25 protein-coding genes, 2 tRNA genes and 1 other RNA gene are annotated in these 23,571 nt (G+C 71.2%); 12 read left to right on the top strand and 16 right to left on the bottom strand.

The features are described 5' to 3' along the window. Positions 1-307: 307 nt before the first annotated feature. Positions 308-1,504 carry an amidohydrolase family protein gene (locus tag HDA43_RS16660; RefSeq protein WP_179821766.1) on the top strand — a complete coding sequence of 399 codons (1,197 nt, stop codon included), beginning with the start codon at positions 308-310 and terminating at the stop codon, positions 1,502-1,504. A 150-nt stretch (positions 1,505-1,654) separates the two neighbouring features. Here HDA43_RS16660 and HDA43_RS16655 read toward each other — a convergent pair whose 3' ends face one another. After that, complete coding sequence (locus tag HDA43_RS16655; protein WP_179821764.1) at positions 1,655-2,029, bottom strand: YkvA family protein; 375 nt, start codon at positions 2,027-2,029, stop codon at positions 1,655-1,657. 226 nt (positions 2,030-2,255) lie between these two features. Then, positions 2,256-3,224 (bottom strand): LLM class F420-dependent oxidoreductase, encoded by a 969-nt coding sequence (locus HDA43_RS16650; protein WP_179823335.1) that lies wholly within the window; start codon positions 3,222-3,224, stop codon positions 2,256-2,258. Between the two features lie 966 nt (positions 3,225-4,190). Between HDA43_RS16650 and HDA43_RS35955 the strand changes: the two genes are divergently transcribed. Beyond that, positions 4,191-4,316, top strand: a complete 126-nt coding sequence (locus HDA43_RS35955) for a hypothetical protein (RefSeq protein WP_281395110.1) — start codon at positions 4,191-4,193, stop codon at positions 4,314-4,316. A gap of 80 nt (positions 4,317-4,396) precedes the next feature. Here the strand turns inward: HDA43_RS35955 and HDA43_RS16645 are convergent, their stop codons facing one another. Continuing rightward, complete coding sequence (locus tag HDA43_RS16645) at positions 4,397-5,173, bottom strand: bestrophin-like domain (protein ID WP_179821762.1); 777 nt, start codon at positions 5,171-5,173, stop codon at positions 4,397-4,399. A 181-nt stretch (positions 5,174-5,354) separates the two neighbouring features. Then, on the bottom strand, positions 5,355-6,029 hold the full coding sequence (locus HDA43_RS16640; RefSeq protein ID WP_312873317.1) for a TetR/AcrR family transcriptional regulator: 675 nt from the start codon (positions 6,027-6,029) through the stop codon (positions 5,355-5,357). Positions 6,030-6,920: 891 nt separating this feature from the next. Here HDA43_RS16640 and HDA43_RS16635 point away from each other — a divergent pair. Continuing rightward, positions 6,921-7,559, top strand: coding sequence for a hypothetical protein (locus HDA43_RS16635; protein ID WP_218911751.1), 639 nt, complete (start codon positions 6,921-6,923; stop codon positions 7,557-7,559). A 278-nt stretch (positions 7,560-7,837) separates the two neighbouring features. Here HDA43_RS16635 and HDA43_RS16630 read toward each other — a convergent pair whose 3' ends face one another. From HDA43_RS16630 to ffs, 7 genes are all read right to left on the bottom strand, one after another. Then, positions 7,838-8,905 carry an aspartate-semialdehyde dehydrogenase gene (locus tag HDA43_RS16630; RefSeq protein ID WP_179821758.1) on the bottom strand — a complete coding sequence of 356 codons (1,068 nt, stop codon included), beginning with the start codon at positions 8,903-8,905 and terminating at the stop codon, positions 7,838-7,840. After that, the gene (locus HDA43_RS16625) at positions 8,902-10,176 is read right to left on the bottom strand and encodes an aspartate kinase (protein WP_179821756.1); all 1,275 of its coding nucleotides are present in this window, start codon (positions 10,174-10,176) and stop codon (positions 8,902-8,904) included. The genes HDA43_RS16630 and HDA43_RS16625 overlap by 4 nt, the downstream gene beginning before the upstream one ends. A gap of 91 nt (positions 10,177-10,267) precedes the next feature. Next, complete coding sequence (locus tag HDA43_RS16620) at positions 10,268-10,798, bottom strand: DUF5063 domain-containing protein (RefSeq protein ID WP_179821755.1); 531 nt, start codon at positions 10,796-10,798, stop codon at positions 10,268-10,270. Further along, entirely contained in the window at positions 10,791-11,390 is a 600-nt protein-coding gene (gene recR, locus HDA43_RS16615) for a recombination mediator RecR (RefSeq protein WP_179821753.1), read from the bottom strand. Before recR ends, HDA43_RS16620 begins: the two co-directional genes overlap by 8 nt. Positions 11,391-11,393: 3 nt before the next feature. Next, positions 11,394-11,747, bottom strand: a complete 354-nt coding sequence (locus HDA43_RS16610; RefSeq protein ID WP_179823331.1) for a YbaB/EbfC family nucleoid-associated protein — start codon at positions 11,745-11,747, stop codon at positions 11,394-11,396. Positions 11,748-12,192: 445 nt separating this feature from the next. Then, positions 12,193-14,433 carry a DNA polymerase III subunit gamma and tau gene (locus HDA43_RS16605; protein WP_179821751.1) on the bottom strand — a complete coding sequence of 747 codons (2,241 nt, stop codon included), beginning with the start codon at positions 14,431-14,433 and terminating at the stop codon, positions 12,193-12,195. Between the two features lie 32 nt (positions 14,434-14,465). Further along, an RNA gene (gene ffs / locus HDA43_RS16600) (signal recognition particle sRNA small type) lies at positions 14,466-14,561 on the bottom strand. Between the two features lie 82 nt (positions 14,562-14,643). On the opposite strand from ffs, the gene HDA43_RS16595 reads away from it, so the two are divergent. The 3 genes from HDA43_RS16595 to HDA43_RS16585 all read left to right on the top strand — a co-directional run bounded on the left by HDA43_RS16595 (position 14,644) and on the right by HDA43_RS16585 (position 16,297). Further along, a tRNA-Ser gene (locus HDA43_RS16595) sits at positions 14,644-14,729 on the top strand. Between the two features lie 330 nt (positions 14,730-15,059). Next, positions 15,060-15,917, top strand: a complete 858-nt coding sequence (gene ypfJ, locus HDA43_RS16590; protein WP_179821749.1) for a KPN_02809 family neutral zinc metallopeptidase — start codon at positions 15,060-15,062, stop codon at positions 15,915-15,917. Between the two features lie 80 nt (positions 15,918-15,997). Further along, a complete protein-coding gene (locus tag HDA43_RS16585; protein WP_179821747.1) occupies positions 15,998-16,297 on the top strand; it encodes a type II toxin-antitoxin system VapB family antitoxin in 300 nt (99 codons plus the stop codon). A gap of 79 nt (positions 16,298-16,376) precedes the next feature. On the opposite strand, the gene HDA43_RS16580 is transcribed toward HDA43_RS16585, so the two are convergent. From HDA43_RS16580 to HDA43_RS16565, 4 genes are all read right to left on the bottom strand, one after another. Continuing rightward, positions 16,377-16,466 (bottom strand) — tRNA-Ser (locus HDA43_RS16580). A 24-nt stretch (positions 16,467-16,490) separates the two neighbouring features. Then, complete coding sequence (tadA, locus tag HDA43_RS16575) at positions 16,491-17,006, bottom strand: tRNA adenosine(34) deaminase TadA (protein WP_218911749.1); 516 nt, start codon at positions 17,004-17,006, stop codon at positions 16,491-16,493. Then, the gene (locus HDA43_RS16570) at positions 17,003-17,494 is read right to left on the bottom strand and encodes a tRNA adenosine deaminase-associated protein (RefSeq protein ID WP_179821746.1); all 492 of its coding nucleotides are present in this window, start codon (positions 17,492-17,494) and stop codon (positions 17,003-17,005) included. Before HDA43_RS16570 ends, tadA begins: the two co-directional genes overlap by 4 nt. A 16-nt stretch (positions 17,495-17,510) precedes the next feature. Further along, positions 17,511-18,020 carry a tRNA adenosine deaminase-associated protein gene (locus tag HDA43_RS16565; protein WP_179821743.1) on the bottom strand — a complete coding sequence of 170 codons (510 nt, stop codon included), beginning with the start codon at positions 18,018-18,020 and terminating at the stop codon, positions 17,511-17,513. Positions 18,021-18,190: 170 nt separating this feature from the next. Here HDA43_RS16565 and upp point away from each other — a divergent pair, with 170 nt between their 5' ends. The 6 genes from upp to HDA43_RS16535 all read left to right on the top strand — a co-directional run bounded on the left by upp (position 18,191) and on the right by HDA43_RS16535 (position 22,306). Next, positions 18,191-18,829 carry a uracil phosphoribosyltransferase gene (gene upp / locus HDA43_RS16560; RefSeq protein WP_179821741.1) on the top strand — a complete coding sequence of 213 codons (639 nt, stop codon included), beginning with the start codon at positions 18,191-18,193 and terminating at the stop codon, positions 18,827-18,829. Positions 18,830-18,966: 137 nt separating this feature from the next. After that, the gene (locus HDA43_RS16555) at positions 18,967-19,197 is read left to right on the top strand and encodes a hypothetical protein (RefSeq protein ID WP_179821739.1); all 231 of its coding nucleotides are present in this window, start codon (positions 18,967-18,969) and stop codon (positions 19,195-19,197) included. 139 nt (positions 19,198-19,336) lie between these two features. Next, the gene (locus tag HDA43_RS16550; RefSeq protein WP_179821737.1) at positions 19,337-19,495 is read left to right on the top strand and encodes a hypothetical protein; all 159 of its coding nucleotides are present in this window, start codon (positions 19,337-19,339) and stop codon (positions 19,493-19,495) included. Then, positions 19,492-20,019, top strand: a complete 528-nt coding sequence (locus HDA43_RS16545; RefSeq protein ID WP_179821735.1) for a PH domain-containing protein — start codon at positions 19,492-19,494, stop codon at positions 20,017-20,019. Before HDA43_RS16550 ends, HDA43_RS16545 begins: the two co-directional genes overlap by 4 nt. Before the next feature lie 131 nt (positions 20,020-20,150). Continuing rightward, entirely contained in the window at positions 20,151-21,509 is a 1,359-nt protein-coding gene (locus tag HDA43_RS16540; RefSeq protein WP_179821733.1) for a helix-turn-helix domain-containing protein, read from the top strand. Between the two features lie 107 nt (positions 21,510-21,616). Beyond that, positions 21,617-22,306 carry a FadR/GntR family transcriptional regulator gene (locus HDA43_RS16535; protein ID WP_179821731.1) on the top strand — a complete coding sequence of 230 codons (690 nt, stop codon included), beginning with the start codon at positions 21,617-21,619 and terminating at the stop codon, positions 22,304-22,306. A 124-nt stretch (positions 22,307-22,430) separates the two neighbouring features. On the opposite strand, the gene dnaN is transcribed toward HDA43_RS16535, so the two are convergent. Continuing rightward, positions 22,431-23,528: a DNA polymerase III subunit beta gene (gene dnaN, locus HDA43_RS16530; protein ID WP_179821729.1), complete on the bottom strand. Its 1,098-nt coding sequence runs from the start codon at positions 23,526-23,528 to the stop codon at positions 22,431-22,433. Positions 23,529-23,571 lie beyond the last annotated feature (43 nt).

The raw sequence follows: 23,571 nt of genomic DNA, 5'->3' as shown, positions 1-23,571 counted from the left end.
GAATGGATCTTTTTCAGGAAATGCCGTTATCCCGGCGATCTACGGGTAGGGGCGTTTCCCAAGGGCCCGCTACGAGTGGCACCCTCATCGGCGGGCCCGCCCTCCCGGGGCCGTCGCCATCCCCCGACGGCGGCCCCGGGCCCGGGGGCGGCACCGGCCGCAAGCCCCACCGCACCGGCCGGTGACCTCGCGCGCCGCCCGTCGAAGTCGCGAGGTCATGGCCCCGGTGCGGGCTTCCGGACTACACGCGTCAAACCGTGACCCTCTGGCTTGTCCAGTGTTATGACGGGGACGTACGGTTTACCGCGTGACGACGCCGCTGCTCCCCGACCCCGAGCCCAGGCGGCGGGACTATGTGATCATTTCGGTCGACGACCATCTGATCGAGCCGCCGGACATGTTCGAGGGCCGGCTCCCCGATAAATACGCCGACCTCGCCCCCAAGGTCGTGGAGACCGAGGCGGGACACCAGGTCTGGAGGTACGGCGGCGCGACCTACCCGTGCGCGGGTCTCGACGTGGGCGCCGGCCTGCCCCGGGAGCAGTGGACGCTCGACCCGGTGCGCTTCGAGCACATGCGGCCGGGCTGCCACGACATCGAGGCCAGGATCGACGACATGGACCGCGCCGGCGTCTGGGCGTCGCTGTGCTTCCCCGGCATGCTGGCCCTGCAGTCCGGGATGCTCTTCGCCAAGACCCGCGACCAGGAGCTGGGCCTGGCCGTCACGCGGGCCTGGAACGACTGGCACGTGGAAGTCTGGGCGGGCACCTACCCCGAGCGGATCATCGCCCTGCAGCTTCCCTGGCTGGCCGACCCCGAGATCGCCGCCAAGGAGGTCCGCGACAACGCGGCCCGCGGTTTCAAGGCGGTGCTCTTCCCCGAGTTCCCCACCCGGCTGCGCCTGCCGTCCATCCACAGCGACCACTGGGACCCCTTCTTCCAGGCGTGCGAGGAGACCGGCACCGTCGTCTGCCTGCACGCCGGGGCAGGCTCGTGGACCCCGGTGCCGTCCCCGGACACCCCCATCGAGGCGATCACCACGCTGATGCCGGCCAGCGCCATGTTCGCCTGCGCCGACTGGCTCTGGTCGGGCGTCCCGCTGCGCTTCCCGGCCCTGCGCATCCTGATCGTGGAGGGCGGCGTGGGCTGGCTGCCCATGCTCGCCGAACGGGCCGACTACGCGCTGGACCACCCGGTGGCGGGCGAGGCGCAGTGGGAGGGCGGCCTGAAGCCCAGCGAGGTGCTGCGCCGCAACTTCTACTTCGGCACGCTCAACGACCACGCCCTGTCGGGCGTGCGCCTCGCCGTGGGCCTGGAGCACGTGCTGCTGGAGAGCGGTTACCCCCACTCCGACTCCACCTGGCCCGACACCCAGCAGGCCGTCGCGACGAGCCTGGGCAGGCTGCCGCCCGCCGACATCGCCCGGGTGGCCTACGGCAACGCCGCCCGCCTGTTCGGCCACCCGCTGCCCTCGCGGGCCTGGCTCAGGATGGAGCAGCTCTAGCCGCTCCGTGGATCGCCCCGCCCGCCGGGCCGCCCAAGCGGAGATCCACGAAGCAGGACCCGGGGTCCGCTTCGTGGATCTTCTCGCTCACCGGGGTCGCCCAGGCCCGTCTGCCGCGGTCGCCCGGACGGCTTCCCGCCGCGGCGTGGCTCAGCCGCGCCGCCCGTGCGGGAACGGGCCCGCCGCGGACGGGAACGCCCTGACCCCGCCGTGCCGCTCCCAGTCGACGTAGCGACCGCTCTCGCCGAGCAGGGAGCCCATCAGCCACAGGAAGACGCCGAAGTTGTCGGCGACCCCGATGAGCGCCAGGAAGTCCGGGACGAGGTCCAGGGGCGAGACGATGTAGAGGACACCGAGGCCCAGCATCGCCAGCTTGCCCTTGGTCATGCCCGGGTACTGGCCGCGCATGACCGCGCCGACCATCTTCGGCACGGCGCGCAGGCGGGTGGCGAGGCCGGGGGAACCGGGCCCGGACGCCTGCCTGTAGACCCGCCACGCCTGTGCCGCACGCGCTGCCTTCGCCATGGGGGAACCTCCTCGGAAGCACGCTCGTCTGGCGGGGGTCCCCTACCCGGCCGCCACACGATATAACGCGTAATCGCTCCGGCCGGTTCCCGCGCGGGCCCCGTCCCGCGCGGATCCCCGGCTCTCCGACTCCCAGGCTCCGGCGTCCCGGCTCCCCGGTTCCGGCGCCCCGGCCCCGCTTCCGTTTCCGTTTCCGCTTCCGTGGCGGAGACCCCACGCCGCCCCGTCAGTCCTCGACCGGCGCGAGATCTCGTACGGCCCGCTCCAGAGGGACCTCGCCCACCGGGATCGGCGCCAGCACCGGGGTGGTGAGCCCGTTCTCCACGTACTCGCGGATCCTCGCCCGGCACGTCGCCGCGTCGCCGTGCACCACGAGCGCGTCCACGAGCTCGTCCGGGATGGCGCGCAGCGCCGCCTTCCGGTCGCCGGCCGCCCACGCCTCGCGCATCGGGCGCAACATCTCACCACGCCCCAGCCATTCGTGGAACGCCGCGTAGGCCGGGACTGTCAGGTATCCGGCGAGCATGCGGCGGGCGAGCTCGCGCACCCGGGCGGCGTCCTCGCTGACGCACACGAACAGCCGGGCGATCAGCTCGACGTCAGGGCCGATCTCCGCCCTGACCTTCCGGACGTCCTGGGGCGAGAGCCAGTTCGTGATCGCGCCGTCGGCCTCGGCGGCGGCCAGATGAAGCATGCGGGGCCGCAGCGCGGCGAGGACGATCTTCGGCGGCGTCTCGGGGGCGCGCTCCAGCCGGAAACCCCGGACCTCGAACGTCTCGTACCGCTCGGTGACCTTCTCGCCGGACAGCGCCGCCTTCAGGAAGCGGAGCGTGTCTCTCGTCCTGGCGAACGGCTTCACGAACTCCCCGGCGTTCCAGCCCTCGACGATGACGGGGGAGGAGGCCCCGATGCCCAGGACGAACCGCCCCGGGGCGAGGTCGGCGAGCGTGGCGGCCGACATGGCCAGCAGGCCGGGCCCGCGCGTGGAGACGGGGACGATCGCGCTGCCGAGCCGTACGCCGGGGGCCCACTCGGCGGTCAGCGCCAGCGGCACGAAGCCGTCGGCGCCGTTCACCTCGGCGGACCAGACGTCGGTGTAGCCGAGCTTCGGCAGCTCGGCCACCAGCTCCCGCGACCCGGCGAGTGTGCGGTCCGAGAAGGGGAGCGTCATCCCCCAGCGTGCACCCGTGGCCATCATGCCGCCTCCGCGATTACTAGAACGATGTTCTGAAACAGCTTGCCGCACCGGCCCCGGATCCCGTCAACCATCCGCCCGCCACGGCCGTACGGCCGGCGCCCCGAGAAGATCTCCCCGGGGTGGTCGTTTACCCCTCCGTGACACTGAGTGAGATGTTAGAACGTTCTGGTGACGATGAAGCGGCACGTAAGACAAGGACGCGGGCCACGGGCGGCGGTCTCGGTGGCCGCGGTGGCCTGCCTGGCGGCTCTCGCGCCGGCCGGGGCCGGTGACGCGGCCACCACCGGCACGCGGCCGGGCAGCCTGCCCGGTGCCGGGGTGCGGCCGCACTGCGCGGTCGCCGCCGTGCGATTGGGCGTTCCCGGGCGGGGCGCTCCGGACGGTACGGACGGCACGCGCGAAGCGAACGGCATGAGCGTCGGGAACGGCCTGGGCGGCTCGGGCCGTTCGCACGACCCGAGCCGCCCGCATGGCGGGGAGGACACGGACGACCCGAGCGGCACGGGCGATCAGGGCGCCGTGGACGGTCCGGGCGGTCCGGCGGGGGCCGATGCGGGGCCGGCTCTCGTGGAGGTGATCCTGGGCGTGCGCCTGGGGACGTGCGGGGTGTGTCCGCAGCCCTGCCCCCCGGCCGTCGTCCCGGAGCAGCCCACTCCGGAGCCGGCACGCCCCTCCGAGGCGCCCTCCCCGGCTCCGGAGCCCGCACCCCCGGCGCCACCCGTCCCGGCCCCGACGGCACCGGTGGTGCCCGCCGTTCCGGAGCCTCCAGAGCCCCCTGAGACGCCGCCCCCCGCTTCACCCCCCTCCCATCCGCCGCGGCGGCCCGAACCCCGCCCGGCCGAGCCGTCCGCGCGCTTCCGTCAGGCGGCCGTCCCACCGGAGGCTCCCGAACCCACCCCGTCGCCGTCCACCACGCCCCGGCCGGCCGTACCCTCCTTAGCGCCCCTCGCCGCGCACAGGCCGATGGTGCTGGACCGCTACGCCGACCGGCGCCGGGGCACCGACCGCAAGCTGGTCATCCTGGTGGTCTTCACCGGCGTGATCTCGGTGAGCGCCGCCGCCGCGCTGAAGAGCCGGGCCCGCCGCTGAGCGGGCACCGGGGGCGACCGGCGGAACATCCCGCCACCGGGGCCGTGACCCCGGTGGCGGGCCCGGAGGCCGCCTCCCGCTCAGCCCTCCTGGGAGGGCAGCGGGAACTGTCCGTCGATCCGGTCGTACTGATGCTGGGCGGCCCGCAGGGCGTCGGGCCCGACCGCGCCGACCCCGGTGAAGGGATGACTGATCAGCATGATGAAGCCGATGCCGATGACCACCACGCCCACCCGTACGGCGTCGCTGATCACGGACTGGCGCGTGGGCTTCATCCCGAGTGTCCAGGGCAGCGCGATGACCAGCGCCCCAGAGATGATCATTGAGATCACGAAGATGTTCTCCAGACCACCCTCGGCGTCGTCGGCGCGTACGGCGCGCGCGTGGCTGACCTCGGAGGCCCGAAGGAGCGCGTCCTGGCGGAGGTCCTCGGCCTCCTTCCCGACCGGCCGGAGCCGGAGGGTCGCGGCGCGCATGTCCTCGAGGATCCTCGCCGGGACGGGTGACATCTCACCCTCGGCCATCAGTGGCCAGTCGAGGTTGGCGCTCTGCGCCGAGTACTCGCGGATCTGGGTCCGGATCTGCGCCGCCTCGGGGATCGGAGCCACCGACCAGTACATCTCGGTCAGGGTCTCCGCCTCCGCCTGGACGTCGGCCTGCGAGGTGGAGATCGCGTCGCGGCAGAGCACCGCCGCGTAGGCCAGCACGAGGAGGTAGACGGCGAGGGCGAGGTTGGCGGAGAAGTCGACCGACGTCGCCCCCCGCTCCTCGTCCGGCCTGCCCCTCCGGCGAAGTGTGAGGAGCGTGAGGAGCGTGACGGCGGTGGTCGAGACCACCAGGACGGTTACCCAGACCATGGGACCCCCTCGGAGTAGTCATGAGAATAACCACCGAGGGTAATGAATCGATTACTGAAATTCTCGGGTTCGGGCCCGCCGTCACGCGCGGAGTTCGCGAATCCCCGCGGGGAGGTCACGCGCGAAGATCATGGACCCCGCGACGAAGCCCCGCGCGAAGGCCGTGGACTTCCGCGGAAGGTCACGCCCGGAGTTCGTGGACTCCCGCGATGAAGTCCCGGGCGACGCCGCGCAGACCCGGCAGATGGGAGAGCCCGACCAGCCGGTCCACCAGCGGGACGACCAGTTCGATGAGCCGGTACGTCCGCCGGCACCCCTCCGACGTGTCGTGCACCCAGAACAGCACTACCCCCATCGACAGCAGCCACAGCAGCTCGGGCAGCTCGGCCCGCAACTCGGCGTCCATGCGTTCGGCCGAGCCCTCCACCACCTTGCGATAGACGGCGATCGAGGAGTCCCGGGCGGGCGAGGTCTCGGCGCTGAAGGGGTTGAGGGGGTTGTTCGGCTCGGCCGCGTGCTTGAAGAACTTCACCGCGAACTCGTGGTACGGCTCGGAGACCCGTACCCACTCCCGCAGCACACCGCTCAGCCGCGCGGCGAAGGCGCTCTCCCGGCACAGCACCACCTCGCACGCCGTCTCGTGCTCGGCCTGCGCCCGGTCGTAGTACGCCTGGACGAGAGCCTCCTTGGAGGCGAAGTAGTAGTAGGCGTTCCCTACCGAGACACCGGCCTCGGCGGCGATGACCCGCATCGTCGTGGCCTCGTATCCCCGCTCGCGGAACAACCGCAGGGCCGTCTCGACGATGACTTCACGAGTCTTGTCTGATCCTCGGCTTCTCTGGGTCGGCTCAGCCACGTTCGTCACTGTACGACCCTGTGACCCCGTTGGTGATCCACGACCCGGCGGGTGAACGGGTCGGGTCATTGAGCCGCACGTTGATCACCATTAAAGAGCAAATTCGAGGCTTTTTGAGGAGTCGTACCAGTTCGATCGTGGGATTGAACCCCTTGGCGGAAGGGCTCCCGCGACAAGGGATGAAGAATGGGAGCACCTTCCCGTAGACGTGGCGCCTCCTGGCTCGCGTCCGGAGCATTTCTGGTTCTGCCCACGGCGCTCACCACGGTGACCCCGGGAGGCGCCGGGGCCGTCACACGCCCGGCCGGCCTCACGGCCATGAACCCACTGGTGGACACGGGCCCTCTCACGGCGGTGTACCCGCTCACGGCGGCGGGTCCACTCGTGATGGGTTCACTCGTGACGGGCCCGCTCACAATGGATTCACTCACGACGGGTCCACTCGCGACGGCGGCGGGGGCGTGGACGGCGGACAACGAATCGACTGCGGAGACAGGATCGACCGCGGATACGGGGGCGACCGCGGACACGCGGGCGGCCGATCCGAGGTCCCCGAGGGCGAGGGGTGCCAGAACCGCGGGCGCCAGGGCGGCGTCGGTGAGGGCCGCGAAGGCCGCGAGGACGACGAGGGGCACCGGACGTGCGGAAACCGCCACGGGTGCTAAGGCGGTCACGGCGCGGAAGACCCCCGAGGGAGCGAAAGCCGTCACGGTGAAGGAGACCACCGAGATCGCGGAGACCGCCTCCGTGCGGAAGACCACCCCCGTGAGGAGGACCGCCCCGGGTACGAAAGGCGCCCCGGCGGCAAAGACCGCGGCCGGGGCGAAACCGGCCACGGGCGCCAAGAATGCTCCGGCGGCGAAACCGGCCGCGGGTTCAGGACGCGCTCCGATGGCGAAACCCGCGGCCGAGGCGAAACCTGCCACCGGCGCCGAGGCCGCCCCGGTGGCCAAGCCCGCGGCGGCGAAACCGGTCGCGGGTTCAGGACGGGCTCCGGCGGCGAAACCGGTCGCGGATTCCGGGCGCGCCCCGGCGGCGAAACCCGCGGCCGAGGTGAAACCGGCCGCGGGCACGGAGGCGGCGAGCGTCAGCACGGCGAGCGCGAAGACCGCGCGCGTACTGCCCATACGGCTCACCCAGGCCCAGGCCGCGCACCGGCTGAAACGCTCGGGCCTGTCCTGGAAATCCACGGGGGGATGCGTGGACCGCACGATAGGGCAGTGCACCTCCCTGGACACCGTACGGAGGACCACCGTCGCCTCTGTGATCGCGCTGAAACGCGCGAGCGGCTGCCCGATCGTCATCACCGGCGGCACCGAGGTCGGCCACGCTCCCGGCCGCTACAGCCACGCCAAGGGTTACAAGCTGGATATCCAACCGAACTCATGCGTCAACGACCACATCATCCGGCACTACCCGTTCGACGGCATCCGCGACGACGGCGCCCCGCTCTACCGGGCGCCGAACGCCCTCTACGCCCGCGAGCTGGACCACTGGGACATCCTGTTCTTCGACCCCCGGACGTCATGACACCTTCTTCGACGCCCGGACACCCAGAAGCCCGGACACCCAGAAGCCCGGACGCCGCGAAAGCGTGGCCCCCGGCCCCCGGCACCGCGACCACCACGGTCCCCGGACACCACCGGGCGGCGACCGCCGTGACATCCCGGCACCGCGGGTCCTGACACCGTGACCAACGGCGGACCGTCACACACCGTACGGCGGGCGGCCCGCCGTACGGTGTGTGACGGTGACGGCCGGGCCGACCGGACCCGAAGAGGCCAGGCCGGTCGGACGGAGCGAACGGGTCAGGCGAACTCGGCCGCGACCAGCTCGGCGATCTCCGCGGCGTTCAGGGCCGCGCCCTTGCGGAGGTTGTCCCCGCAGACGAACAGGTCGAGGGTGTTGGGGAAGTCGAGCGCCTGGCGGATCCGGCCGACGTAGGTCGGGTCGGTGCCGACGACGTCGGCCGGGGTCGGGAAGACGCCGTTGGCCGGGTCGTCCATGACGACCACGGTGGGCGCGGCCTCCAGGATCCGGTGGGCGTCGGCGACGGTGATCTCGCGCTCGAAGGTCGCGTGCACGGCCAGCGAGTGGGTCGTGATCACCGGGACCCGCACGCAGGTCGCCGAGACCTTCAGGTCATCGATCCCGAGGATCTTCCGGGACTCGTTGCGGAGCTTGATCTCCTCGGAGGCCCAGCCGCCGTCCTTGAGCGAACCCGCCCACGGCACGACGTTGAACGCCACCGGAGCCGGGAACGGCGACTCGGCCTCGCCCAGCGCGTTCTGCAGGGCCTTGCGCACGTCACCGGCGGTCTGCCCGACCGTCCGGTCACCGGCCAGGGCCTCGATCTCGTCGTAGAGGCGTGCCGAGCCCGCCACACCCGCGCCGGAGACCGCCTGGTAGGAGGCGACCACCAGCTCGCGCAGGCCGTACTCGGCGTGCAGCGCGCCCATCGCGGCCATCATCGACAGCGTGGTGCAGTTGGGGGTGGAGATGACGCCCAGCGGCCGTTCCCGCGCGGCCTCGGGGTTCACCTCCGGCACGACCAGCGGCACCTGGGGGTTCATCCGGAAGGTGCCGGACTTGTCGATGACGGTCGCGCCGCGCTCGGCCGCGACCGGCACCCACACCGCGGAGACCTCGTCCGGCACATCGAAGATCGCGATATCGACGCCGTCGAAGACCTCGGGGGTCAGCTCCTGGACGACCACGTCCTCACCGCGGACCTGAAGGACCTTCCCTGCCGACCGGGCGGACGCGACGAGCTTGATCTCGCCGTAGACGTCCTCCCGGTGGGAGATGATGTCGCGCATGACGGTGCCCACGGCACCGGTCGCGCCGATCAGGGCGAGGGTCGGCTTGCGGCTCATCGTCCGGTACCTCCGTAGACCACTGCCTCGACCTGGTCGGCGTCGAGGTTGAAAGCGTGGTGCGCGGCGGTGACCGCCGCGTCGACCTCGTCCTGCCCGACGATCACCGAGATGCGGATCTCCGAGGTGGAGATCATCTCGATGTTCACCCCCGCGTTGGCGATGGCCGCGAAGAACGTCGCGGTGACGCCGGGGTGCGAGCGCATGCCCGCGCCGATCAGCGACACCTTGCCGATCTGGTCGTCGAAGAGCAGCGACTCGAACCCGATGCGGTCCTGGATCTTCTTCAGCGCGGACAGCGCCGTGGAGCTGTCGGTCGTGGGCAGCGTGAAGGAGATGTCCGTACGGCCGGTCGCCGCCGCCGACACGTTCTGCACGATCATGTCGATGTTGATCTCAGCGTCCGCCAGCGTTTTGAAGATCGTGGCAGCCTCGCCGACCTTGTCGGGCACCCCGACAACGGTGATCTTGGCCTCGCTCCGGTCGTGCGCGACGCCGGAGATTATCGGCTGCTCCATCTCTGTTCCTTCGCTGTCGGGGTCGGAGACGACCCACGTGCCTTCCTTGGTGCTGAACGAGCTTCTGACGTGGATCGGCAGGTTGAACCGGCGCGCGTACTCCACGCAGCGGAGGTGCAGGATCTTCGCCCCGCAGGCCGCCATCTCCATCATCTCGTCGTAGGAGATCCTGGGGATCTTACGGGCGGTCGGGACGATGCGCGGGTCGGCGGTGAAGATGCCGTCCACGTCGGTGTAGATCTCGCAGACGTCGGCTTCCAGGGCGGCGGCGAGGGCGACGGCGGTCGTGTCGGAACCACCCCGGCCGAGCGTGGTGATGTCCTTGGTGTCCTGGGAGACACCCTGGAACCCCGCCACGATCGCGATCTGGCCGTTGCCGAGGGCCTCCTGGATCCGGCCGGGCGTCACGTCGATGATGCGTGCGCGGCCGTGGGAGGAGTCGGTGATGACACCGGCCTGGGAGCCGGTGAACGACCGGGCCTCGTGGCCGAGGTTGGCGATCGCCATCGCCAGCAGCGCCATCGAGATGCGCTCGCCGGAGGTGAGGAGCATGTCGAGCTCGCGACCCGGGGGCAGCGGCGAGACCTGCTGGGCGAGGTCCAGCAGCTCGTCGGTGGTGTCACCCATCGCCGAGACGATCACCACGACGTCGTTGCCGGCTTTTTTCGTCGCGACGATCCGCTGCGCGACCCGCTTGATGCAGGACGCGTCGGCGACGGACGAACCACCGTACTTCTGTACAACGAGCGCCACGAGATCTCTCCGAAGCAATCTGGGGCTGTGGAGCCCTCAGTCTACTTGCGCCCCGTCGAGCTCCTTCGGGCCTGACCACCATGTGGACAGGTCAGACCGTGGTACGCTCCTCCGCCACGTCGAGGCGCGTGTGCGCGACGAGCGCCTGGAGTGCCCGCAGGGCGGCGCCCGCGTGGTTGCCCCACGTGTTGAAGTAGGAGTACTGCCACCACCACAGGGCCTCCAGCGGGCGGCCCGCCTGGTAGTGCCGGAGCCCGTGGATGAGGTCGGCGGCCACCGCGGTCAGGTCGTCCGACAGCCGGTAGGGCGTCACCGAGGTGTCCTTGTAGGGGTCGAAGACCTCGGCGTAGTCGTCGACCGGGCCCAGGCGCTCGGCGAGGGTGGTGCGGACGCCGTCGACGTCCGGGTCCTCGCTCAGGTGCGGCTCCCAGTTGCCGGAGAGGATCACGTCCTGGCAGGCGCCGAGCTGGGCCCCGGCGGAGCTGACCTGCGCCACCTCCACCAGCAGCAGCGGCAGGATGGCGTCACCGCCCTCGCCGCCCGCCAGCCGGGTGAGCCCGTCGATGTAGTCGCGCGCGTGGACGGCGATCCGGTCGGCCAGGGCGGCCCATGCGTCAGACATCCAGCAGCCTTCTTCCTTCGAACGCGCGGCCCAGGGTGACCTCGTCGGCGTACTCGAGGTCACCGCCCACGGGCAGGCCGCTGGCGAGTCGTGTGACTTTCAGGCCCATCGGCTTCACCAGACGGGCGAGGTACGTCGCCGTCGCCTCCCCCTCCAGGTTGGGGTCGGTGGCGATGATCAGCTCCGTCACCCGGCCGTCGGCCAGGCGCGTCATCAGTTCCCGGATGCGCAGGTCGTCGGGGCCGACTCCGTCGATCGGGCTGATCGCCCCGCCGAGCACGTGGTAGCGGCCCCGGAACTCGCGGGTCTTCTCGATGGCCACCACGTCCTTGGACTCCTCCACGACGCAGATGACGTGGGTGTCGCGCCGGGTGTCACGGCAGATCCGGCACTCCTCCTCGGCGGCGACGTTGCCGCAGACGCGGCAGAAGCGGACCTTGTCCTTGACCTCCAGCAGGGCGTGGGCGAGCCGCTTGACGTCGGCGGGCTCCGCTGCCAGCAGGTGGAACGCGATCCGCTGCGCGCTCTTGGGACCGACGCCCGGCAACATGCCGAGCTCGTCGATCAGGTTCTGGAGGACCCCCTCGTACATGGCTCAGAATCCGGGAAGCTGGCCGAGGCCGCCCCCGCCGCCGAGGCCCTGCGCGAGCGGGCCGAGCTTCTCCTGCTGGAGGTCGGCCGCCGAGCGCACGGCGTCCCGGATGGCGGCGATGACCAGGTCGGCGATCGTGTCGGCCGTCTCCTGGCGGTCACCGGTGTCGACGGCCTCCGCCTTGATCTTCAGTTCGAGCAGTTCGCCGCTGCCGTTGACCGTGGCCACGACGAGCCCGCCGCCCGCCGAGCCCTGCACCTGGGCGTCGTTCAGCTCCTGCTGGGCGCTGACGAGTTGCTGCTGCATGAGCTGCGCCTGCTCCAGCAGTTGCTGAAGGTTTACATCCCCTGGGTTCACCGTCGTGTGCTCCTCGTCCGTGACGTCAGTCGTCACGAGCCTACGGGGTCCGGACCGGCTGTTGCACTGGCCCGGGCACGTGTTCCCCAGAGGGGGACGCTAAACCCCCTGTCGGGTCCCGGCCCCCCTCCAAGACGTCCGGGACCCGACGTGACACGCACCGGAGCGGCCGCGTACGGCAACGTGTTGACAGAAATTTAACCGGACCCGGGCTCGTCACACATTGCATTTGTTCAATAACCCCGCGCGCTTCTTCCCGGCGCCGGGGATCCGGACGTGACGAGCCGCCCCGGAGCGCCGAGCGGAGAACCGGCCGCGCCCGCCGCGGAAGGCCGCCGCGGGAGCCCACCGCGCGGAGAAGCGACCCCGTACGGCCCGGCGCAGAAGAGCGGCCGCGGGAGCCCACCGCGCGGAGAAGCGACCCCGTACGGCCCGGCGCCGCGCGTCAGGCGTGGTCGATCTCCTCGATGATCTGACCGCCCAGCTCCCGCTGGATGAGCGCCATGCCGGTCAGCGCGTCGACGTCGGCGTCCGCGTCGTTCAGCGGATCGACCTCGTCGCCGTCCGGCGCGGGCACGCGCCCCGGCACCTTGTCCGGCCAGGCGGGCCTGGCGCCGCCGGCCTTCGGACCCGTCTGCGCCGCCGCCCTCGCGGCCGAGCGGGCGGCGGCGAGGCCGGGGGCCGGGGAGGGCGGCGAGCCGGGGTCGTCGGGAAGCGGCGCGTCCGGCCACGAATCGTCGGTGGGCGGGAAGGACTGACGCGCGGGAGGGGCCTGCCGGACCGCCGGAGCCTGCGCCGAGGCGGGCCCCGGAGCCGATCCCGAGGCGGGACCCGAAGCGGACCCCGGGGCGTGCCCCTGCGCGGGGTCCTGGCGCGGCTGGGCCGGCTGCGGGGCCGACTGAACCGGCTGGACCGGCTGGGGAGGCGGACCCGCCGGGGGACGGGCGCCGCCGGACGGGCCGCCGCCCGCCACGACGGCCTCGACCTTCCAGGAGCCGCCCAGCACGTCCTGCAGGGCCGCCGCGACGACGACGTCCTTGCCGCCGCCGGTGAAGTTGCGCATCGCGCCGACCTGGGCGAACCCCAGCGTGACGAGCTTTCCTTCGACCCCCACGACCTGGGCGTTGGTGTTGACGTTCGCCCAGACCACGATGCTGCGCCGTTTGAGGGCGGCGAGCACCTGCGGCCACGCCTGCTGCACCGCCGCGGCCCCCGTCCCGGTCACCGCGTCGGCGACCGGGGCGACCGGCACCGCCGACGCCGCCGGGGTCACCGGGGCCGCGGGGGCCTGGGGTGCGGCCGCGGGGGCGCCCGGCCTGGTCACGGCGGGCCAGTCGTCGTCCGCGCGGGCCCGCTCCACCGGGGCCGGGGCCGGGGCCGTACCCGCGGGGGGAGCGGGGGCGGCCGGAACCTGCGCGACCGGAGCCTGCGCGGGCGGCGTGGCCTGGACAGCCGGGGAGGGGACCACCGCGGCCGGAGCCGCCTGCACCGGCGGGGCGGCGACGGCGGGGACGACGGGAGCCGCCGCGAGACCGCCGCGCTCCAGCCGTTCCAGACGGGCCAGCAGCGCCGCCTCGTCCCGGCCGGTCCCGGGCAGGAGTGTCCGGGCGCACATCAGCTCCAGCATCAGCCGGGGCGAGGCCGCGCCGCGCATCTCGGTCAGGCCGGCGTTGAAGATCTCGGCGGCGCGGGTCAGCTCGGCCGGGCCCATCGACGCGGCCTGCTCGCGGAGCCGGTCGAGCTCGTCGGCGGGCCGGTCGAGCAGCCCGCTCTCGGCCGCCTCGGGCACGTTGGCCAGGATCACCAGGTCGCGGAAGCGCTCCAGCAGGTCCATCGCGAACCTGCGGGGGTCGTGGCCCCCCTCGATCACCCGGCCGACCGTCTGGAAGACCCGGGCGCCGTCACGGGCGGCGAAGGCGGCGACCACGTCGTCGAGCAGGCCGCCGTCGGTGTAGCCCAGCAGGGAGACGGCGCGCGCGTAGGTGATGCCCGACTCGTCGGACCCGGCGAAGAGCTGGTCGAGGATGGACAGCGAGTCACGGGCCGAGCCGGCGCCCGCCCGGATCACCAGCGGCAGCGCGGCGGGCTCGAACGGAACCTTCTCCGCGGTGAGGATCTCCTCCATGAGCGCGCGCAGCGCGGCGGGGGGGATCAGCCGGAAGGGGTAGTGGTGGGTCCGGGACTTGATCGTCCCGATGACCTTCTCGGGCTCGGTCGTCGCGAAGACGAACTTCAGGTGCGGCGGGGGCTCCTCGACGAGCTTGAGCAGCGCGTTGAAACCCTCGCGGGTCACCATGTGCGCCTCGTCGATGATGTAGATCTTGTAGCGCGCCGACACGGGCGCGAAGAAGGCCCGCTCGCGCAGGTCGCGGGCGTCGTCCACGCCACCGTGCGAGGCGGCGTCGATCTCGATGACGTCGAGGTGGCCGGGGCCGGTGGGGGCCAGCGCGACGCAGGACTCGCATTTTCCGCAGGGGTCGGGCGTCGGTCCCTGCTCGCAGTTCAGCGAACGGGCCAGGATCCGGGCGCTGGAGGTCTTGCCGCAGCCCCGGGGCCCGCTGAACAGGTAGGCATGGCTGATCCGGCCGCTCCGCAGCGCCTGCCGCAGCGGCTCTGTGACGTGCTCCTGGCCCTTGACCTCGGCGAAGGTCCCGGGCCGGTACTTGCGGTAAAGCGCAAGACTCATGCGACCATCCCGCCTGCGAGGGGTCCTGAAACGAAGAGAACCCCTCGCACACCCGCCAGAGCCTGCTTATCCTTGCTGCCTTCCGGCCCTGGGGAGGTTCACAGGATGACGCCGCGCGAGGGGTCCGAGGACAGTCTAACGTCTGACCGGAGTGTTCGGGGCACCGAATATGCGGTCATCGCACTCAGAAAGTTCGGTAAGCTTCTCCACGGAGGATTCGCCTAGTTGGCCTAGGGCGCACGCTTGGAAAGCGTGTTGGGGGCAACCCCTCAGGAGTTCGAATCTCCTATCCTCCGCCGCCCGAAGGGGCCGGAGCGCACACGCGCCCCGGCCCCTTCGTCGTATCCGCCCGTCCTCACACCGCGTCGGCCCGCGCGCCCCTTCCAGCCGGGCCACGCCCGCAGGACGCTCGACGGGCACGGCGGGCGCGTGACGTTCGGCGAGCGGTGCCCGGCCCGGCTCTCCCACGCGGAGCGCCGGGCCGCGGAGGAGCCGGAGGGCACGAGGAGGACCGGGGCGGGGACGCCACGGCGCCGTGACCTCCCGTCCGTCATCCGGTTCCGCCGGAATGTCCCGGCCTCCCCGGGGCAGTGGAAGGTCCCAAGCGGACCGAAGGGACATCGGCGATGGACTTCAAAGATGACGCCCGGCTCGACACCTCACAGGTGGAGAGCGGCGGCAGGGGCGGCTTCCCCGGCGGTGGCCTCGCCGTCGGCGGCGGCGCGGCCGGGATCATCGCGCTCATCGTGGCTCTGATATTCGGCGTCAACCCCGGGAACATCACCGGCGGCGACGATCCCGCCCCGGTGAACCCCAGCTCCAACCTGGCCTCCGAGTGCAAGACCGGCCAGGACGCCGACCAGAACGAGCAGTGCCGGATCGTCGGCGTGGTCAACAGCATCCAGGACTACTGGCCCGAGGTCGTGCAGAACTACACGCCGGCCAAGACGGTCATGTTCTCCGGCCGGGTCAACACCGGCTGCGGCGCCGCCGACGCCTCGGTCGGCCCGTTCTACTGCCCCGCCGACCAGCGGGTCTACCTCGATCTCAGCTTCTTCGACGAGCTCCAGAGCCGGTTCGGCGCCAAGGGCGGCCCGTTCGCCCAGGCCTACGTCGTCGGCCACGAGTACGGTCACCACGTGCAGAACCTCCTCGGCACCAACGCCAAGGCGGAGGGGGACCGGCAGGGACCGGAGAGCGGTTCGGTCCGGCTGGAGCTGCAGGCCGACTGCTACTCCGGCGCCTGGGCCAAGAACGCCTACAAGACCGGCCTGTTCGCCAAGCCGTTCAGCCAGACCGACATCGAAGAGGCGATCAGCGCGGCCTCGGCCGTGGGTGACGACAGCATCCAGAAGCGCACCCAGGGCCGGGTCGACCCCGAGGGGTTCACCCACGGAACGTCGGCGCAGCGTGTCAAGTGGTTCACCACCGGTTACGAGAGCGGCGACCCCAACAAGTGCGACACCTTCGCGGGCGGCGTCTGAGAGGCCCGCGACCTGCGGGATGAGCCGCCCGGTGGGCATCCGGCGAACACGACACCCGATGCTCTCATAAACTACATAGTGTGATCTTCAAGATGATCGGCGACGGACGGCCCTACCCGGACCACGGCCTCTCGCACCGCGAGTGGGCGCAGATACCGCCACGGCAGATCCGGCTCGACACCCTGATCACCACGAAGGCGGTGCTGGACCTGCACTCCCTGCTCGCCAAGGACTCCACCTTCTACGGCGACCTGTTCCCGCACGTGGTGCAGTGGCGCGGTGAGCTGTACCTGGAGGACGGCCTGCACCGCGCGCTGCGGGCGGCGCTGCACCAGCGCTCGATCCTGCATGCCAGGGTGCTGGAGCTGCCGGGCGACTGAGCCGGCGCGGCCCGCCGGAGGGGCGGGAGGGCGGAAAACGGAAAGGCTCCCGGCTGATGACGCCGGGAGCCTTTCGCTGTGGCGGTGGAGGTGGGATTTGAACCCACGGATGAGTTGCCCCATCACACGCTTTCGAGGCGTGCGCCCTCGGCCACTAGGCGACTCCACCGCGGAGCAGCTTACCGGATAACCGCTATTGCTCGCGCATCCGCCGGACGGAGAAGAAATCGGTGAGGATCCCGGCACACTCGTCGGCCAGCACGCCCCTCACCACCTCGGGCCGGTGGTTGAGGCGGCGGTCCCTGACGACGTCCCAGAGCGAGCCCACGGCGCCGCCCTTGGCGTCGGCGGCGCCGTACACGACGCGGTCGACCCGCGCCAGTACGGCGGCGCCGGCGCACATCGTGCAGGGCTCCAGGGTCACCACCAGCGTGCAGCCGTCCAGCCGCCACTCCCCGCGCGCCCGCGCGGCCCCCCTCAGGGCGAGGACCTCGGCGTGGGCGGTGGGATCGGCCAGGGACTCGCGGTCGTTGCCGGCCCGGGCCAGCACGGCGCCCTCGGCGTCCACGACGACCGCGCCGACCGGCACCTCTCCGCGGGCGCCGGCCCGCGCCGCCTGGTCGAGAGCGAGCCGCATCACGGGGATGTAGCCGGCCTCCACCCCGGAACCGCCGGGTCCGGCGGGCCCGCCGGACCCCGCCACGGTCATCGCAGCCGGTCGAGCTCGTCGGCGAACGAGAGCCGCTCGGCGATGACCGAGAGCGTGTCCGCGGGAAGGACGCCCTCCTCCATGCTGAGCTCGATCAGCTCCTCGGAGGTGACGCCGAGGTCGTCCAGCAGCTCGAAGTCGCCGGCGGGCCGTACGCCGATCTCGGGCGTCTCCTTGGTCGGCGCGACCCCGGCCAGATCGCTGAAGATCTCCCCGATCCCCTCCGAGAGTCCCGCCTGCGCGTCGGAGAGGAAGGCGCGGGGCTCCTCGTCACCGTCGTAGCGGACGATCCCGAACCATTCGTCCTCCACCTCCACGCACAGCAGGACCAGTTCGTCGCCGTCGAGTCCGAGGTGCTCGGTGACGGCGTCACCGAGGTCGTCCGCCATCTCGGCGGAGCCGAGATCGACCTCCGCGCCCTTCCACCCGTCGGGGGTGCGGACGAAGGCCGCCGAGAACACGCTGCTTGCTGATGGGCTGGAGGACATGGCCGATCTCCCAAGGTCAGCCGAACATCGAGTCGATGGCGCGTTCGAACGGCTCGGAGAATCCCAGCCGCGCGGCGATGCTGGACAGCACGTCCTCGGGAAGCAGGTCGACGTCGCCGGAGAGGATGCCGAGCTCCATCTCGTCGAGGCCCAGGTCCGCGAAGATCGAGAGGTCGCCGGCGGGAAGGGCGGTGTCCTCGTCCTGGAGGATCGCGTCGAGCTCCTCCTCGTCGGGCACCGGCACGTCGAGGTACTCCAGCACCTGCTCGGCGAGCGGGAAGTCCCAGGACGCGGCGATGTCGGACAGGAAGACGTCCACCCGCTCGCCGAACACCCGTAGCGCCACGAAGAACTCATCCCCAACGGCGACCAGACCAATCGTGCCGCTCATGCTCGGCTGCTGGCGCAGAGCGTAGATCAGGCCGTCCAGGTCGGAGGTGAGGGCCGTGGGGAGCACCTCCGCCTCCCATACGTCGTCCTCGCGGTAGACGACGATGGCGAAGTCGAGTGCCTCTTGATCTGACATGGCCATCCCCACCGATGCGTTCTCTCCGGGCGTCAATGCTTTCAGAACCAACCTGCGAGCGTACGTCTCTCCTACCAAATCGTGATCAAACTCAAAGTGAAAGTGGGGCACATCACGTACGGACTCCACCGTTATCCCTCACCTCGGCATACGGGATACCGTTGGCCTCCATGGAGACCCTGGTCGTCGACCACCCGCTGGTGGCACACAAACTGACCGTGCTGCGGAACGCGGAGACGGATTCGCCCACATTCCGTCGCCTCGCCGACGAGCTCGTGACCCTGCTCGCCTACGAGGCCACCCGGCACGTCCGTGTGACCGACGTGACCGTGGAGACCCCGGTCGCGCCGGCCAGCGGTGTACGGCTGGCGCAGCCGTACCCGCTGGTGGTGCCGATCCTGCGGGCGGGCCTGGGCATGCTGGACGGCATGACGAGGCTGTTGCCGACGGCCGAGGTGGGTTTCCTCGGGATGATCCGCAACGAGTCGACGCTCAAGGCCGAGACCTACGCCACCCGCCTGCCCGACGACCTGTCCGGCCGCCAGGTCTACGTGGTCGACCCGATGCTCGCCACCGGCGGCACCCTGGCCGCGGCCGTCGAGTTCCTCTTCGAGCGCGGCGCGTACGACGTGACCGCGCTGTGCCTGCTGGCCGCCCCGGAGGGCATCGCCCACATGGACCAGGTGTTCGCGGGCAGCGGCCGGCCGATCCGCCTGGTCACCGCGGCGGTGGACGAGCGGCTGAACGAGAACGGCTACATCGTCCCCGGCCTCGGCGACGCCGGTGACCGTCTTTACGGGGTCGTCTGAGAAAACTTCCCTTCCGATAGAAGGGGCGTTCTACAACTTTCGACTCCGTAATGTTACTCTCTGGGTACTCAGAGTAGCGAAAGCGGCTCTTGCGTGCCCCGGTCCGCGAGGGCCGCGGGCGCATACCAGGGAGAACCATGAGCGAGCGAATCACGCCGGACAAGGAGCCCGACCCGTACGAGGCCGTCAGTGCCGCGCTGCGGGCCGAGTTCTCCGGGATCCATCCGGCCGCCACGGTGACCCGCTGCGTGGAGGCGGCGCACTACGGCGCGCTGGAGGTGACCGGCCACGTCCATCCCGGACTGGTGGAGCGGATCGCCCGCAAGCATCTCGAGGTTCTCGCGCTCGTCGCGAGCGAGCGCGGGTGACCGGGAAAAAGCCATTCTGTCCGATTCGCCAGGTCTACGGAACGGGGCCAGACGTAATGGACCGAAGCGCTTTACCCGGCGAATGGCGTGGGTAATGTATACGGCGGGTGCAGTGGGTTAGCGGTTGCAGGAGGCCGAAGTGCAGGTCAAGAAGGTTCTTACGTACGGCGGTATTGCTTTTGTGGCGTTCTTCCTGTTCACCCGACCAGGTGACGCCGCCAGCACGGTGAGGAGCGCCATGGACACTGTGTACAACGCGGCCGATTCTCTGGCCCAGTTCGTCTCCCATCTGTCATGAGGCTTGTGACCCACGGGGACTCAGCTCCCTCGTCGGTCAACCGCTACCTGCTCCCCCACGAACACCAGGTCATCATGGTGCGGCGTCACCCGGCCGTACTGCTCCGCCCGGTCGCCGAGGTCTTCGGCGGCCTGATCATCGCCGGGCTGCTGAGCAAGTGGCTCGGCGACCAGGGCGGCGGCGGCGCCCTCGTCGTCGTCTGGTGGGCCTGGCTCCTGCTGCTGATCCGCTTCGTCTGGAAGGTGGCGGAGTGGTCGGTCGACTACTTCGTCGTCACGTCCAAGCGGATGCTGCTCACCACGGGCCTGATCACCCGCAAGGTCGACATGATGCCGCTGGGCAAGGTCACCGACATGAGCTTCCAGCGGTCGCTGCTCGGCCGCATGATGGGGTACGGCGAGTTCGTCCTGGAGTCGGCCGGTCAGGACCAGGCCCTGTCGAGGATTCCCTACATTCCCTACCCCGAGACGCTCTACCTTGAGGTATGCCAGATGATCTTCCCCGGGGGAAGCGACGATGATTAGTACCTCTTCGTCCTTTACCGCGGTGTCTTAGAGGAGAGTCCACCCGATATTTTTCACGCGGGGTTACCTTATTCGACTGCTTCGTGCAATCATGGCGGGAACATTGACCATCCCCCGCCCTGAGAGATCAGATGCCGAGTCAGGGAACCATCGGTGACCGCGTCCGCGGACTGCGGCTCAGTAGGCGCATGTCTCAGGCCCAGCTGGCCGGGCCTGACCTCTCCGACAGTTACGTCTCTCTCATCGAGTCCGGCAAGCGCACGCCGACTCCCGTGGTCGCGCGCCTCCTCGCCGAACGCCTGGGCTGCACCACCGAGTTCCTGCTGCACGGCATCGAACCGCGCCAGCGCATCGACACCGAACTCGGGCTGCGCCATGCCGAGCTGGAGCTCCTCCACGGCGACCCGTCCGTGGCCGCGGAGCGGTTCGGCGAGATCGTCAAGGTGGCAGGCGAGGAGAACGTCCTGCTGGGCGCGCACGCGCGGTTCGGCCGCGCCCGGGCGCTGGAGGCCCAGGGGAGGATCGGGCCGGCCGTGGAGGCGTTCGAGTGGCTCCGCCGCGAGGCGGCCGCCCACCCCGAGCGTCTGGCCGACCTGCCCCTCACCGTGGCGCTGAGCCGCTGTTACCAGCGCGCCGGAGACATCCTGCGCGCCCGCGATCTGGCCGCCCAGGCGCTCGTCCAGGTCGAGAGACTCGCTCTGACGCAGGGCGAGGTCGCCGTCGATCTCGCCGCCTCCCTCATGGAGACCGAGAACCCCCGGCAGCCGCGTTCGCCGGGCAGGGCCTACATCCGCCGGGTTCTGGCGGACAACGGCATGCCCGCCGTGGTCAACCGCACCGCCGAGATCCACGCGCTGTGGCGGGCGAGCCTCGTCGCGGCCGAGGGCGAGGACTCCGCCCTGGCCGTGCACCTGGCCGACGACGCCATCGCGACCGGCCGACCGGCCCGGATGGCGTTCCGGCTCGCCGGTGTCGCGACGAGCTGGGCGCGGCTGGCCGCGTCCACGGGTGAGGAGCCGCTGGAGCAGGCGGGTGAGCTGGTGACCGCCGCCGGCCGCGTCTTCGCCGCGTTCCCCGGGGCCGTCCACGAGCACGCCCGGAGCCTCGTCGCCCTCGCCCGGGTGCGGTTCGCCGACGACGACCCCGAGAACGCCGCCCGGCTGGCCGGGGCCGCCCTCGCCATGCTGGACGGGCGGGCCTGCCCCGTCGCGGCGACCGCGCAGCTCCTGCTCGCCGAGATCGCGCTCGCCCACGGCGACCGCGATGTGCCGGTCATCCTGCACCGGGCCGGGCAGCTGCTCGACAGGCCGCGCCCGGCGGGCTCCGCGCCCGACCGCGAGGCGGCACGGGCCTGGCGTGAGCTGGGTGACCTGTACGGACGAGCCGGAGCGGGCGAGGAACAGGCGGGCGCGTATCGTAAGGCTCTGGAAGCCGCCGGAGTGCGCAGCGCGATGGTGGGGGTGACGGTCGACTCCGCTCTGGCCCGGTAGAGATCGGCGCTCCGCCGGAACTGGATTTGTTTTCAAGCCTCCGGAATAATTAGGGTCTACCAGTCATTGACTCATAGGATGATTGGTTTCCCCGGAGGAGGCGGACTGTGAGTCTGCGTACGGCGCAGCGCGCGTCCCTCGTCGACCAGGTGATCGATCAGCTCAAGGAGCAGATCACATCGAACTCCTGGCAGATGCACGCGAAAATCCCTACCGAGACCGTGCTCGCCGAACAGCTCGGGGTCGGACGCAACACCGTGCGCGAGGCCGTACGAGCGCTCACCCACGCCGGGCTGCTGGAGTGCCGCCAGGGTGACGGCACCTACGTCCGCGCGACGAGTGAGCTTTCGGGGGCCATGCAGCGGAGGCTGCGCACCGCCGAACAGCTGGAGATCCTGGAGGTGCGGCGCGCCCTGGAGGTCGAGGCCGCCCGCCTGGCGGCGACCCGGCGCACCGACGCCGACATCGCCCGCATCCGGAGCGCCCTGGCCGAGCGCGAGCGGGCCTGGGAGTCCGGCGGGCCCGAGGCGTTCGTCGAGGCCGACCTCGCCTTCCACATCGCGGTCGTCGAGGCGACCCACAACCGGGTGCTGAGCGACCTCTACGAGGACTTCTCGGCCGCCCTGCGGGCCAGCATCACCGCCGCGGGCACCTCCATCAACAGCACCTACATCCCGCACGACGCCATCGCCCGCGCCATCGCGGACGGGGACGTGGCCGCCGCGGAGCGCGCCGGTCACGCGTGCATGGAGCACATCCTGATCTCCCTGACCGAGGCCCAGGAACTGGCCAACTGATCCGCGGGCCCGACCGGCACATGGGAACGCCCCGTCTCCTTCCCTCCGGGGTCGCTGGGGAGGCGGGGCGTTCTCGCGTCTCAGGACCGGCGTTCCCGCGTCTTCCGGGACGACCGGGGCGGCGTCACACCGCGCGCAGGGACATCGTGAGGTAGCGGAAGGCGGGGTCGGCGTCGCCGGGGACCTCGGTGATGAGCGCCGGACGGCTGGAGGACTGCATGTGAATCCGGGCGAACTCGGTCTCGACCCCGCTCAGGCCGTCGAGCAGGAAATGCGCCTGGAAGGCGATCTGGATGGCGTCGCCGGACAGCTCGACGTCCATGGACTCGGCGCCGCGGCCGATCTCGCCACCACCCGCCTGGATGAACACCTGGCCGTGGTCGAACGACAGCCGGATCGCGGTGTTGCGCTCGGCGACCAGCCCGACCCGCCTGATCGCCTCGATGAACGGGGCCACCCGCACGTCGGCCCGGATCGGCCAGTCCTCGGTCAGCCGGGAGCGGTAGTCGATGAACTGCTCATCGAGCAGGCGGACCGTGGTGCTGCGGTCGACGCTCTCGAACCCGGCGACGCCGTCGCCCAGCCCGATCGACACCTCGCCCCCGCGCAGCGACTTGGCCACCTCGACGAGCGCCCGTGCGGGCACCACGGCGGCGGCGGTGGCATCGGGCCGCTCCGGCCGCCAGTCGAACTCCCGGGCCGCGATGCGGTAGCGGTCGGTGGCCGCCATGGTCACGGTCTCGCCGGCGATGTCGATCCGGACGCCGGTCAGCATGGGCAGCGCCTCGTCGCGGCTGGTGGCGGGGGCGACCTGCCCGACCGCGGTCGCGAAGACGCCGCCGCCGATCGCACCGAGCCTCGCCGGCGTCGCGGGCAGGGCGGGGAAGTCCTCCACCGGCATGGTGGGCAGGCCGAACTCGATGCTCCCGCAGGTCAGCACCGCCTCGGCCCCGCTGGTGACGATCTCCACCGGCTGGGCGGGCAGGCTGCGGGTGATCTCCGCGAGGACCCTGCCGGGGACGAGCGCCCGGCCGGGCTCGGCCACGTCGGCCTCGGCCGAGACCCGGGCGGAGACGTCGTAGTCGAAGGCCGAGAGCACGATGTCGTCTCCGGCCTCCAGGAGAAGGCCGGAGAGCACCGGGACGGCCGGGCGGCTCGGCAACGCCCGGGCCGACCAGGCCACGGCGTCTGCCAGGACATCACGGTTAACCCGGAACTTCACCTGATCACCCCTTCGTCCTGAACGGCACAGCGGAATCGCGGGC

This window comes from Streptosporangium sandarakinum, assembly GCF_013409935.1.
Lineage (GTDB): Bacteria > Actinomycetota > Actinomycetes > Streptosporangiales > Streptosporangiaceae > Streptosporangium > Streptosporangium nondiastaticum.
The sequence above is the reverse complement of the archived record's forward strand: the minus strand, read 5'-3'. Positions and strand labels throughout refer to the sequence as shown.

Excerpts from the sequence above, each read along its gene's own strand:
- HDA43_RS16545 (WP_179821735.1), top strand. The coding sequence starts at position 19,492 with ATGAGGCTTGTGACCCACGGGGACTCAGCTCCCTCGTCGGTCAACCGC.
- HDA43_RS16635 (WP_218911751.1), top strand. The coding sequence starts at position 6,921 with ATGGCGAAACCCGCGGCCGAGGCGAAACCTGCCACCGGCGCCGAGGCC.
- upp (WP_179821741.1), top strand. The coding sequence starts at position 18,191 with ATGGAGACCCTGGTCGTCGACCACCCGCTGGTGGCACACAAACTGACC.
- tadA (WP_218911749.1), bottom strand. The coding sequence starts at position 17,006 with ATGACCGTGGCGGGGTCCGGCGGGCCCGCCGGACCCGGCGGTTCCGGG.
- HDA43_RS16655 (WP_179821764.1), bottom strand. The coding sequence starts at position 2,029 with ATGGCGAAGGCAGCGCGTGCGGCACAGGCGTGGCGGGTCTACAGGCAG.
- HDA43_RS16570 (WP_179821746.1), bottom strand. The coding sequence starts at position 17,494 with ATGTCCTCCAGCCCATCAGCAAGCAGCGTGTTCTCGGCGGCCTTCGTC.
- HDA43_RS16620 (WP_179821755.1), bottom strand. The coding sequence starts at position 10,798 with ATGTCTGACGCATGGGCCGCCCTGGCCGACCGGATCGCCGTCCACGCG.
- recR (WP_179821753.1), bottom strand. The coding sequence starts at position 11,390 with ATGTACGAGGGGGTCCTCCAGAACCTGATCGACGAGCTCGGCATGTTG.
- HDA43_RS16555 (WP_179821739.1), top strand. The coding sequence starts at position 18,967 with ATGAGCGAGCGAATCACGCCGGACAAGGAGCCCGACCCGTACGAGGCC.
- HDA43_RS35955 (WP_281395110.1), top strand. The coding sequence starts at position 4,191 with ATGGTGCTGGACCGCTACGCCGACCGGCGCCGGGGCACCGACCGCAAG.
- HDA43_RS16605 (WP_179821751.1), bottom strand. The coding sequence starts at position 14,433 with ATGAGTCTTGCGCTTTACCGCAAGTACCGGCCCGGGACCTTCGCCGAG.
- HDA43_RS16650 (WP_179823335.1), bottom strand. The coding sequence starts at position 3,224 with ATGGCCACGGGTGCACGCTGGGGGATGACGCTCCCCTTCTCGGACCGC.
- HDA43_RS16540 (WP_179821733.1), top strand. The coding sequence starts at position 20,151 with ATGCCGAGTCAGGGAACCATCGGTGACCGCGTCCGCGGACTGCGGCTC.
- HDA43_RS16645 (WP_179821762.1), bottom strand. The coding sequence starts at position 5,173 with ATGGTCTGGGTAACCGTCCTGGTGGTCTCGACCACCGCCGTCACGCTC.
- HDA43_RS16565 (WP_179821743.1), bottom strand. The coding sequence starts at position 18,020 with ATGTCAGATCAAGAGGCACTCGACTTCGCCATCGTCGTCTACCGCGAG.
- HDA43_RS16630 (WP_179821758.1), bottom strand. The coding sequence starts at position 8,905 with ATGAGCCGCAAGCCGACCCTCGCCCTGATCGGCGCGACCGGTGCCGTG.
- ypfJ (WP_179821749.1), top strand. The coding sequence starts at position 15,060 with ATGGACTTCAAAGATGACGCCCGGCTCGACACCTCACAGGTGGAGAGC.